This window comes from Paenibacillus helianthi, assembly GCF_001909055.1.
In the GTDB taxonomy this organism is placed as follows: Bacteria; Bacillota; Bacilli; order Paenibacillales; family Paenibacillaceae; genus Paenibacillus_AQ; species Paenibacillus_AQ helianthi.
In genome coordinates this window covers 76,884-90,073 of record NZ_LVWI01000048.1, presented here as the reverse complement: position 1 = coordinate 90,073, position 13,190 = coordinate 76,884, and the positions used below count along the sequence as shown (strand labels likewise).

Annotated in this window: 2 protein-coding genes (both cut by a window edge); both read left to right on the top strand. The window is 57.0% G+C overall.

Annotation, left to right across the window (positions count from 1 at the left end):
- Positions 1-10,054, top strand: partial view of a non-ribosomal peptide synthetase gene (locus A3844_RS32380; RefSeq protein ID WP_167374700.1) — the 3' portion only. 12,776 nt of this gene lie to the left of the window's left edge; 10,054 of the gene's 22,830 nt are visible here — the last part of the coding sequence; its start codon lies beyond the left edge, outside the window; its stop codon occupies positions 10,052-10,054.
- Positions 10,044-13,190, top strand: partial view of a non-ribosomal peptide synthetase gene (locus A3844_RS18015; protein ID WP_074108119.1) — the beginning only. The gene runs 13,611 nt beyond the window's last position; the window shows 3,147 of its 16,758 coding nt (coding positions 1-3,147); its start codon is at positions 10,044-10,046; its stop codon lies off the right edge, out of view. Before A3844_RS32380 ends, A3844_RS18015 begins: the two co-directional genes overlap by 11 nt.

The window sequence follows — 13,190 nt, the reverse complement described above, 5'->3', positions numbered from 1 at the left end:
TGCGGGCTATAACCCCAGAGAATTGTCGGGCAGCCGGACCAGCGTTTTTATCGGGGTAGCCGGACACGATTACAGCGACGTTCTGGCAGAGGGAAGGATTGAGAGCCGGGCCCAGGCTTTAACCGGCAATGCCCACAATGTATTGACCGGTCGCATCTCGTACCTGCTGAATTTACACGGGCCGAGCGAGCCGATAGACACGGCATGCTCAAGCTCACTGGTTGCCGTTCACCGGGCAGTGGAGAGTCTGCGCAGCGGCGACTGCGAGCTGGCGATTGCCGGAGGGGTTAATGTCATTACCAGCCCATCGCTCTACATTTCCTTCGACAACGTAGGCATTCTCAGTCAGGACGGAACATGCAGAACCTTCGATCAAGCCGCAGAAGGTACAGTCCGGGGAGAAGGCGCGGGCATTCTCCTGCTGAAGCCGCTTAGCCGGGCAATCCGCGACGGTGACCGGATCTACGGGCTTGTCCGCGGTTCGGCGATCAATCATGGCGGACGCTCAAGCTCGCTGACGGCCCCCAATCCGAACGCCCAGGCAGATGTAGTCTCGATGGCGCACCGCAAGGCGAAGCTGGACCCGGCGACCATCGGCTATGTGGAGGCCCATGGCACCGGCACGAAGCTCGGAGATCCGGTCGAGGTCAACGGCTTGAAGCGGGCCTTCAAGCAGCTGTATGAAGACTGGGGGCATGATGCCAGGGCAGCGGCCAAACATTGCGCCGTCGGTGCCCTGAAGCCGAACATCGGACATTTGGAGACGGCATCCGGCATTGCTGGGATGATTAAGATCCTGCTGGCGATGAAGCATCAGACCTTGCCGGGATTGGCCAATTACAGCGTAAGGAACCCTTATATTCAGCTGGATGACAGCCCCTTGTACTTGGTGGAGAAGACACAGCCATGGGCCCGCTTGAAGGATTCGGATGGACAGGAGCTTCCTTACCGGGCAGGCATCAGCGCCTTCGGCTTCAGCGGTGTGAATGCCCATGTTGTGCTTGAAGAATTCGTGCCTGAACCGGGAACAACGGCACCTGCAGCGGAAGAGGAAGGTGAGCAACTGATCGTATTGTCCGCCCGGAGTGAAGACCGTCTTTTGGCTTACGCCGCTTCCCTCCATGCCTTCCTCATCGGCAGTATGGATTCCGCGGAACCGGCGGCAACTGAACGGAAGGACAGTCGCCTCATGGATGAGGTGAAGCGTCTACTGGCAGATGGCCTGAACGTCTCGCCGGAGGATCTGGAGGAAGACATGACGCTGGCCGAATGCGGATTGGACCCCATTACGATAGACGGCTTCCTCCGGAAGCTTGAAGCCAGATATGGATCACAGGTGCTTGAGCAGGATATTGTGCTTGAGCACAGTCTGAAGCAGATTTCGGCTATAGTCCGGTTCTCCGGCACCGCAACAAGGCCGGAGAACGGCCGGACCTCCGGCCCGCTTTCTCTTCGGGATGTGGCCTACACCTTGCAAACGGGAAGAGAGGCCATGGAAGAACGGCTTGCCTTGATTGTCAACTCCGTCGATGAGCTTGCAAGCAAGCTGGAGCTTATTGCCGAGGGAAGATCGGTGGCAGGCAGAATCTACAGGGACAGCTGCAAGCAGCCGGGGCAAACCGCCAATTGGCGGACCGAGGATGGCTTGGATCAGCTTGCCCGGTCCTGGACGGCGGGCGGCACCTATGACTGGAGAAGGTTGTATGCGAATCCAAGTCCGCGCAAAGTTTCGCTGCCCGCCTACCCCTTTGCCCGCAAGCGGTACTGGGTGAACAGAAGCGAGCGCGGGCTTAACGAGCAGCGGGCAGAGCATAGCCGCCTGGGCGCCTTGCTTGATTCCAACCTGTCTACTTTCGGGGATCAGCTTTACCGAAAAGTGTATGATCCATCCGAGTTCTATTTGAAGGATCATATTGTGAACCAGCGGATGATTCTTCCGGGTGTCGTCTATCTGGAGATGGCCCGTTCGGCCGGGGCCTTATCGAGTCCCGGACAGAAGGTAACCGGGCTTAGAAATGTTGTGTGGACCCAGCCATTGGAATTGACCGGCGAACCGAAGGAAACCGGCATCAGGCTGCGGAAAACAGACAAGGCTGCCGAATATGAGATTGTATCCGAGCAAGGGGCCGTATACTCCCAGGGGGAAGTTGCATATGATGCGTACCCGGAAGTAACCGGCGGGTCGGTGGCCATTGAGCAGGTTCTTGCCCGGTGTACTGAAAAGGTCGAGCATCCGAGGCTCTACTCCCTGTTTGAAGCAGCGGGCTTCCGCTACGGGCCCAGCTTCAAGCCGGTTCATGGCTTGAACTGCAACCGGACGGAAGCCTTGTCCCGGATTTCCGTCCCTGAGCCGCTGAGAGAGAATATGGACGACTTCTTGCTGCATCCGGTGCTGCTGGAGGGTGCCTTGCAAACGGCCGGATTTCTGGTGCATCACGGACTGGAAACGGCCTCCCCATACATTCCGTTTGCGCTGGGCAGCCTGGAGATACACAGCAGACTTACGCCGGATTGCTGGGCTTATGCCGCCTTTGCGCCGGAACAGGAGAGCGGCGGTGTAAGAAAGCTGGAGGTGGCTATTGTGGATGAGTCCGGCAGGGTGTTAATCCGAATGAAGGATTATATGGTACGGCCGTTATCGAAGGACAAGCCGTCAGTGCGGACATCGCCGGTAGCTGATGTCCCGGTGGCTCAAGCCGAGGAGCGGAATGCAGATGCGCTGCTTGCTTATCTGCGTGAGGAGCTGACCGGCATTCTGGCCGGGATGGTGAATATTCCGGCTGCGGACATATCCGCGACCCGTGACTGGAGCCAGTATGGCATCGAATCGATTCTGTTGACGGAGCTCTCCGGTTTGATTAATGCCAGACTGCATCTGGAGACCACACCCGCTCTTTTCTTCGAGGTGAACGATTTGACTGTCGATAATGTAGCCGGTCATCTGCTCGCCAAGAAGAGGGGAGCACTAGAAGAGCGTCTCAAGGAAAGTGAGCTGCAGCAGATCCGTCAGGAGCATGAACTATCGCGGCTAACCGTTGCAACAGCCTCCTCCCCGGAATACGCCGGCGAAACCGTTCTTTCCTCCGTAAGTGATGAAGGGGGAGCAGAACCGATAGCGATTATTGGCATCGGCGGAAGAATGCCGCAGTCAGACAATCTCGATGCGTTCTGGGAGCATTTACGGGAAGGGCGCGACCTGATTACGGAAATCCCTCCGGACCGGTTCGATTGGCGGGATTACTATGGCGACCCCCGGAAAGAAGCCAACAAGACGAACAGCAGATGGGGAGGTTTTTTAGAGGAGGTCGATAAGTTTGACGCGGCTTTCTTCAATTTAACCCCTGCCGAAGCCAAGTACATGGACCCGCAGCAACGGCTCTTTTTTGAGACCGTATGGGAGACGATCGAGGATGCGGGGTATAAGCCCCGCAATCTGTCCGGCAGCCGGACCGGTGTATATGTGGGGGTGTCCAACGGGGACTATTCGGAGGTTCTGGCCAAAAGTCCGGTGGATGCCTTGACGATGACGGGGAACAATCATCCGATGATTCCGAATAAAATCTCCTATCATTTTGGCTTCACTGGACCGAGTGAGCCGATTGACACGTTATGCTCCAGTTCGCTTGTGGCGATTCACCGGGCAGTGGAGGATATCCGCAGCGGCCGCTGTGATCTGGCCATTGCCGGCGGGATCAACGTTATCCTGAGTCCCAAGCTGTACATCAGCTACAGCAATGCGGATATGCTCAGCCCGGACGGCCGCTGCAAAACATTTGCGAAGGACGCCAACGGCTTTGTCCGGGGGGAAGGAGTCGGAGCGCTCCTGCTTAAGACGCTCAGCCGGGCGGAGGCAGAGGGTGACCGGATCTATGCGGTAATTCGGGGAAATGCGGTTAACCATTGCGGGCGCTCCAAATCCCTGACTTCACCGAACCCGCTGGCCCAAGCCGAAGTGATTAAAGCCGCTTACGGTAAGGCGGCCATAGATCCGTCTACGGTTACGTATATTGAAACGCATGGCACCGGAACCCCGCTGGGCGACCCTGTAGAGATTAACGCGCTCAAGCTGGCTTTTGAAGAGCTGTATGACCAATGGGGCATTCGTCCTGGAGAAGTTCCGCATTGCGGACTGGGCTCTGTCAAAACAAACATAGGACATCTTGAATCTGGGGCGGGCATAGCGGGGGTATTGAAAATTCTGCTTGCCCTTAAACATAAGACCCTTCCGGCAAGCCTTCATGTGAAGGAGATAAATCCGTATATTGATGTGAAGCATAGCCCGTTCTATATCCTGGAGCAGAGCCGGCCTTGGAGCCGGCTCCGGGACGGAGAGGGGCACCCGGTTCCCCGCAGAGCGGGAGTCAGCTCATTTGGAGCAGGCGGGGTAAATGCCCATCTGGTCTTTGAGGAATATGTGAAGCAAGATGCGCCCAAGTCTGCAGACATCTCCCGCTCCGGGACTGCCGGCAGCCAGATCTTCGTTCTGTCCGCGAGGAACGAAGAGCGGCTCCTTGCCTACGCCGAGCGGGTGCTGCAGGAGCTTGGCCGGACAGAAGCGGATTTGGAGGATATTGCTTTTACGTCCCAGACGGCAAGGGAAGAGCTGGAGGTGCGCTTCTCCGCCGTTGCAGAAGATAGGCATGCACTGGTTCACAAACTTCAGCAGTTTATCCGCGGTGGAACCGGCGACTGGTACAGAGGAAGCATCTATGACGAGGACAATCTGACAAACGCCGGTGCTGCGGAACAGGCTATGATCCAGGAATGGATAGAGCGGTATAATCCGGGGGAGCTTGCGGCTCATTGGGTGAAGGGAGCAAGAATTGACTGGAGGTTGCTACATACGTCGTCGGCACGCTCACGGGTAGCTTTTCCGACATATCCGTTCCAGAAAGAACGTCATTGGATAGACGGAACAGACAGCATCAAATGGCTGTACGGGATACCAAGTTCCGGTGGAGCAGGCGCTGAGGGGGGAGAGGTTAAGTTAACGGAGGCAGGCGGCAACCATCCGCTGTATACGGCCAATACCTCAACCTTGCGGCAGGTAAAATTTCTTTCGACACTCCGCAGCACCGCCCCGTTCATCCGGGATCACCGCATACACGGCGGCATGATTGCTCCCGGTGTCATCTACCTGGAGATGGCCAGAGCGCTGGGTGAACTCGCCGCCGAACAAGCGGTTGCGGGATTGCAGGATGTGGTATGGGTTCAGCCGTTGACCGTGCCGGAGGGGGGCAGAGAGCTGTCTGTTTCCTTCTCCGGGCTTGAACGGGATTCGGAAAGGCTTAACTTTGTAATCTCCAGCCTGCAGGCAGACGGGAGCGAAATCGTTCATTGTCAGGGCCGGGTTCTGCTGGGGAGGCAGAGCCGTAAGGAGCCCGACAATCTGCCGCTTGCAGAGCTTATTCGCCAATGCGGCTCAGAAGAGACGGGGAAGGATTTCTACGAGCAGGCGCAGCGGAAGGGTTTCTCCTACGGTCCCGCTATGCGAAGTATCCAAAAAGTGCATAAAAATGAAATGAAAGCGCTCTCCAATTGGATTATACCTAAAGAGTGTAGGTCTTGGGATGCAAAGTATATGCTGCACCCGTCGATTATGGATGGCGCGCTGCAAAGCACAATGGTCTCCGGACTTGAAGAAGCCGGCGATACGGCATATCTGCCCTTCAGCCTGGCAGAGCTGTATTGGTACCGTCCGCTGCCGGAGAAAGGGTACGTGTATGTAACTCCGGCAGGTGCAGGCGGCTTGGATGCAGCGGTCGGGCAGACCTTCAAGAAATATCATATTCGGCTGCTTGACGAAGCGGGCCGTGTCTGCGCAGAGTTTACGGACTTTGCCAAAAAAGCGGCATCCCTTCAGCCTGGACCGCAGCATACGGACAGCTTCCTGTTCACCCGCAGCCGTTGGATCGAAGCGCCGTTGAATGGGGATGGCAGAGAGGAGCGGCCGAGAACTGCCGTCGTATTCGTATCCGGCGAAGAGGCCTTGCTTCAGGTCAAGGATAAGCTGCCTGGTATCGAATGCCTGATTGCCGTTATGCCCGGAACTGAATTTGCGGCATGCGGCAAGCTGGAGTACCGGATCAATCCGGTGAACCGCCGGGATTATGAGGCTCTCTGGAGAGTGCTGCAGGAGCGGGGAATACAGCCGGACAGCCTGCTGAGCATGCTGACGGATGGCCAGGCCGGGCTGTCTGCTGTAGAGTCCGGGTTCTATTCACTGGCCTATATGATGCAGTCCTTTGGACAAATCATGAAGCCGCTGCCGCTGCAGCTTGTGTTCGCCTATCCGGTCCACCGGGAACCGCAGGAGACCGAGGTATACCACGCCGCTGCAAGCGCGCTGCTCAAAAGTATGGCGCTGGAGAACCGCCTGCTGGCGTGCATTTCCTTAAGCTCAGACCAGCCGGATCTTCTGGCTGCACAAGCGGCTGCGGAGCTAAGGCGGGAAGCGAAGCCGGCTGCGGTAGAAGTAGTCCGTTATCAGAATGGGCGCAGGCTGACCGGCAAGCTGATCGAATGCGGCCTTCCCCTCAACGGAAAGGGGCCGTCGCCGTTCCGTAACGGCGGGGTCTATATTATCAGCGGCGGCTTAGGGGGCGTAGGCCGGTTGGTGTGCAAGCATCTGTTGTCGGTCTATCAAGCCCGGATAGTCGTGTTTGGCCGTTCTCCGCTCGATGGGGAGAAGGAGCGGGAGCTGCGGGAGCTGGAGGAGCTGGGCGGCGAAATCCTGTATTGGAACAAGGATATTACCAACGGAAGCGATGTGGCCTTCGTCATCGAAGAAACGATACGGTGTTTCGGAAGCATCCATGGTGTGCTGCACCTGGCCGGGACAATCCGCGATGCTTATTTGACGCATAAAACTGAAGAGCAAATGCGGCAGGTGCTCGCTCCCAAAATCGATGGACTCCTCCATCTGGACACGTATACCCGTGACCTGCCGCTTGACTTGTTTGTCCTCTTCTCTTCGATTTCAGGCCAGATAGGGAATGTGGGACAAAGCGATTATGCTTATGCCAACCACTTTTTGGATCACTTTGCGGTATGGAGGGAGAGCCTTCGCCGGAAGGGGCAGCGTCACGGCAAATCGTTATCTGTCAACTGGCCGCTTTGGCGCGACGGGGGAATGACGATAGATGCTTCCGCCGAAAAACAGATGCTGGAGCTGACGGGCATGGGAGCGATGGACACCGCTTCAGCCTGCAGCATCCTGGAGGCGGGGCTTCATTCCGGGGAAGCCCATGTTACTGTGTTCAGCGGGAACCGGAATCAAATCGCAGCCGTGTTTGGCATCGGCAGAGCAGAGCAAGGTCCGGCTGCGGCCAACGTTGCCGTCCCTGCCCCTGCGGAGGCCGCTGATCTGTCGGCAGAAGCCGTCAGCCGGGAGGCGGCCGATTCGACTGGCTTGCGGGAGCGGACGCTGCATATGCTGACAGAGGTATTTGCCAAGATCAGCGGGATTGCGGTCGATACCTTCCAGGAGCGGGTTCCCTTCGAAAGGTACGGCCTTGATTCCATCATGCTCATGAAAGTCAGCACGGAGTTGGAGGCTTACCTTCCTTCTATGTCCAAGGTGATGTTTTTTGAGCTGCAGACCTTGGGCCAACTGGCAGATTATTTTACCGAGCATTATGAGCTGCCGTTGCGGGAGCATCTGGATATGCTGCATGAAGCTGCTGTGGCAGCCGAACCGCCGACTGATGTGCATGTGCCGGCCGAAGCTGCAGAACCGACGTTCCCGGATTATACCGGACAGCATAACGTTGTTCAGCCGGCAGACCGGCGTGACGGTCAGGAGATTGCGATCGTAGGCGTGAGCGGCAAGTATCCCTCTGCAGCGGACCTGGATGAATTCTGGGAGCGGTTGAAAAGCGGGACCAACTGTATTACCGAGGTGCCGCAGGAGCGGTGGGACGGAGACATTTATTATGATGCCGACCAGGAGGTTCAGGGGAAAAGCTATTCCAAATGGGGCGGTTTCATCGACGGTGTAGACCGGTTTGATCCGTTGTTCTTTAATATTTCTCCGGCAGAGGCGGAGCTGATGGACCCGCAGGAACGCCTGATGCTGGAGACGGTCTGGGCAACGATGGAAGACGCAGGTTATACAAGAGAAACGCTGGGAAGCTCTGTGGGCGTGTTCGTGGGTACGATGTACAAGCATTATCCTTGGGCAGCCAGACATTTGGAGGTTGGGAGCCTGCTCGCCAGCACCTCCTATTGGTCGATCGCGAACCGGATCTCCTATTTCTTTAACTTTCAGGCGCCGAGCATGGTGATTGATACGGCTTGCTCGTCTTCCCTGAATGCTATACACCTGGCCTGTGAGAGCATCAGGCGGGGAGAATGCTTGAGCGCCGTTGCCGGAGGCATCAATCTGACATTGTTGCCTGACAAGTATTTGGGGCTGAGCCAGACCCGGATGATCGGAAGCGCCGACCGCAGCAAAAGCTTAAGCGACGGTGACGGCTACGTCATGGGGGAAGGGGCGGGAGCCGTACTTCTGAAGCCGTTGTCCGAGGCGGTCAAAGACGGCGATGTCATTTATGGCGTCATCAAGAGCAGTTGCTCCAATCATGGAGGGAAAACGAACAGCTTCACCATGCCAAACCCCAATGCGCAGGCAGCGCTCGTAACGAGAGCCGTGCAAGAGGCCGGCATTCCGATAGACACGCTTCGTTATGTGGAATCTGCCGCCAATGGTTCACCGCTTGGCGATATGATCGAGATCCATGCCCTTATCAAAGCGCTTAAGGAGTTGGGCAGCCGACCGGGCAGTATTTCGCTCGGAACGGTGAAGGCCAATATCGGCCATTTGGAAGCGGCCTCGGGGATCTCCCAGCTGACGAAGGTGCTGCTGCAGATGAAACACAGAACCTTGGTGCCGACCATCAGCGCCGATCCGTTGAATCCGGATATTAAGCTTGAGGGTTCGCCGCTATACCTTCAACAATCGCTCCAGGAATGGGAGCCTTCCCCCGGTGAGCCTCTCCGCTCATTGATCGTTTCATTCGGTGCCGGAGGCTCCAATGCCGCACTGGTCGTGGAAGAGTACAGGGTAGCTCAGCCTGGCGGCAGCGAAAGAGCGGATACCTGGCCGCTGTTGTTCGTATGGTCAGCCAAGAATGATGAGCGGCTCATGGAGCATACGCGCCGAATGTACAGCTTCATCGCGAATCATCCAAGCCTACCGGCTGCGGATATCGCTTATACGCTGCTGAGCGGACGCGAAGGGATGGAGAGCAGAGTGGCAATCGTTGCAGAGAGCAGAGCGGATCTGCTGAAGAAGCTGGAGCTTGTCCTGGAGGGAAGCCGCCGCAAGTGGGGGATTTATTACGGAACACTCGACCCTATGGACGGGATATCCGGGAAGGAGGAGGCAGACGATGTGCAGCGGGCTTGGGAACGCGGAGATCTGGGTGGGCTCGCACAGATGTGGGTGAACGGTGCGCAGATCGAAGCCCGCTCGTTCCCGCAGCTGAGTCAGGCCCGCCGTGTTCCGCTGCCGTCGTACCCTTTTGAGCGTAAACGCTGCTGGATTACAGAATCATGGACAGGTGCAGAGCCGGGCGGCAGGATCGCTCCCCCGGAAGAGGTGGCAGCGGGCAGCAAGCCTGAACGGCCTGAAGGATACACACTTCCAGAGCTGGTGAAACAGTTGGTCGCCGATATTGTCAAAATTCCGGTTGAAGAGCTAGATGCCGATTTGCCGTTCCACAGGTTTGGTTTTGACTCGTTAAGCGGAATGCGCTTTGTAAATAAACTGAAAGAACGGCTTGGGACAAAAATACCGGTCAGCGCCTTGTACGAACATCCGACCGTTCATAAGCTGGCGCAACATTTAGCGGATGAAGGGATCTGGAGCAGCAACGGATTGACCGAAGCTGACCAGCGCAGAGAAGGTGGCAGCGATGGTGCAGCGGAGGTGTTCCGCATGCTGCTTGCGGGGGTAAAAGCGGGAAGACTTACCGCAGCCGAAGCAAGCAGGCTCCACCAAAAGCTTGTCAAAACTGAAACGAGAGGTGGCTCTAAGCGAGATGAAGCTTGAAGATTTGTACCAGTTGGCATCGGAGCTGTCTGACGAAGAAGCATTGGAGATGTGCAGACAAGAATCGTGGGAAGCCGCTGAACCGGAGCGGGACGAAGCAGCGGGATACCCTTTATCCGAAGGACAAAAAGCGTTATGGGTCATCTATCAGCTCTCCAGGGACAATTACGCGTACAATACGCCCTTGGTCTTCCGGTTGCGGCCGGAAGCCGATCTTCCGGCACTGAAGCGGGCGGTTGGCCGTCTGGTGAAGCGCCGGACCATCCTGTCAACCCGGATTGCCGTCACAGACGGCAATCCGTTGCAACATACGGATACCGGGCTGCCAATCGATATGCTGGAGCAGGACACCGCCCGGATGACGGAGGCGCAGCTGGAGGTCTTGTTGAAGGAGGAGGCACGAAGCCCGTTTGAGCTGGAGAACGGTCCGCTGTTCAAGGTACGGCTGTATCGGCGGCCGGATGGTGCGCATTTGTTATTTTTCAACATCCACCACATCATATTTGACGGAATATCTTCCCAGATTCTTGTAGAGGAGCTGGAAGCCTGTTATCAGGCGGAGCTGTCCGGCGGGAACGGCAGTCCCGGAAGCGACGAACTGGATTACGGTGATTATGTGCGGTGGCAGCGGGCATTCTTGGCCGGCAGAGAAGGAGAAGCGCAGAAGCAGTATTGGCTCGGCAAGCTGAACGGGGGGCAAGGCCATATCGAACTCCCGTATGACAAGCAGCGGCCGGCCTCTCCGGGCTTCTCCGGCAAGAGCCAGGCGTATCCGCTGCCCGGAGATACCGCAGAGAGGGTTCGTGAACTGGCTGCCCAACATGGTTTTACTCCATTTATGGTGATGTTGTCCGCTTATACAACACTGCTCTACCGGTACAGCCAGTCCGAGGATATCCCGGTGGGGACTCCGATGGCGGGAAGGCCGGAGGCCTATTTCGAGCGGGTGATCGGCTATTTCATGAACATGGTGGTCATCCGAAGCAAGCTAAATGAGCATTCCCGCTTCATTGACCTGCTTCGTAATGTCAAACAAGCCGTGTTTGAAGCGCTTGAGAACAGCGACTATCCGTATTTCACGCTGCTTCAGGATATGCGCAGACAGGATAAGTCGGTCCAGTCTCTGTTTAATACGGCATTCTATTACCAGAACTGGCTGGAGCAGCCGGGTCTCAACAAGGCATCTGCCTTGATTGCTGGCCCGTATGAAGGGCTTCGCCAGGAGGGCGAATTCGATTTGACTCTGGAGATTATGGACCTGGGGGACGGATACCGCCTGTACTGGAAGTACAACCCGGATCTGTTCGAGGACCGTACGATTGAGCGGATGAACCGGCACTATGTCAATGTGCTGTCGGCCTGCGTTGCGGATACGGAGCTTTGTCTGTCGGAGATCGGCATTATGGAGCCTATGGAAGCAACCGGGATGCTGGACAAGCTGAACCATACGGAATGCACCTATCCGATTGACAAGAGCGCCGCCTGTTTGTTCGCAGAGCAGGCAGAGGCGGCTCCCGCTGCCACAGCGGTAATTTCAGGCGGACAAGCACTGACCTACGGGGAACTGGATCGAAGAAGTGATGTTCTGGCATCTTATCTCCAGTCCAGGGGGATCGGCAGAGGCCGGTTGGTTGGCGTATTTATGGAGCGGTCGGTTAACCTGCTGACGGCATTGATCGGGGTGCTGAAAAGCGGAGCCGGCTTTGTGCCGCTGGACCCGCTCTATCCGCCAGACCGCATCTGGATGATGCTTGAAGACAGCGAAACTTGCTGTGTTATCAGCGAGGCCGGTCTGTTAAGCCTGCTGCCGGAAGGAGCTGCCACCGGGCTTGCCATGGACTCCGAGTGGTCCGGCATTGAAGCGGCGGCCGGGAGTTACGGCAAGCCGTCCCGAGAGCATGATCCGAAGGATGCGGCCTACGTCATTTTCACATCCGGCTCCACCGGACGTCCGAAAGGGGTCGAGGTGGCGCATCAAGGGCTGACGAACTTTCTGTGCTCAATGGCCGAAGCGCCGGGATTCGGAGCAAGGGATCATCTGCTTGCCGTCACCACCGTGTGCTTTGACATTGCCTATCTGGAATTGCTTCTGCCCCTGGTTTGCGGCGGGGTTGTGGAGCTTGTGCCCTCGCATGTGGCTAAGGACGGAATTGCGCTGAAGGACCGGATTGAAGAAGGCGGGTTTACCGTCATGCAGGCCACTCCGGCTACCTGGAGCATGCTGCTCAAGGCCGGCTGGAGCGGAAGCAGACCTTTCAAGCTACTGTGCGGAGGGGAAGCGTTGTCTCCCGGATTGGCCGATCAGCTGTTGGAGCGGTCCGGAGAAGTGTGGAATATGTATGGACCTACCGAGACGACAATTTGGTCGTCGGTCCTGAAGGTCAGCGGCGGCTCGCCGATCAGCCTGGGTCATCCGATCGCCAACACGCAGATGTATGTGCTGGATCAGAGGCTGCAGCCTTGTCCGCCGGGAGTAGCAGGAGAGCTGCATATCGGCGGATATGGTCTCGCCAATGGGTATTGGAATAACCGGAAGGATACGGACGCTAAATTCATTGTCCACAGTCTGGACGGCGGAACCGGGAAGCGGCTCTATAAGACGGGAGATCTGGCCTGTTACAGAGCGGACGGAACCATTGAATACTTAGGGCGGATGGACAATCAGGTGAAGATTCGCGGTTACCGCATTGAGCTGAGTGAAATTGAAACCGCATTGAAAGGGATCGGCGGGGTGCAGGATGCGGTTGTAGTGCTCCGCAATGAAGGTGAACGCAGGCCATTGACGGCTTTTCTCATAACCGGAAATGCGGCGGAGCCGGAAGCGGCGCTGCTTAAGAAGCGGTTGGCCGAAGTGCTGCCGGACTATATGATTCCCGCCCATTATATTGCCGTTGAGACATATCCGCACACCTTGAACAACAAAATTGACCGGAAAACATTGTCAACGGCACCGCTTGCAGATCTTCGGGGGATCGGGACAGCGGCTGCTGCGGAACAACCGGGACCAACGGAACCGAGAGGCTCCGAAATTGCGGCAGAGGATATGAAAGGCGGGCTGATCCGGGCGATCGCCGGCATAATGGAGCTGGACCCGGACGAAATTGACACAAATGTGCCAATCGGCAATTACGGCTTC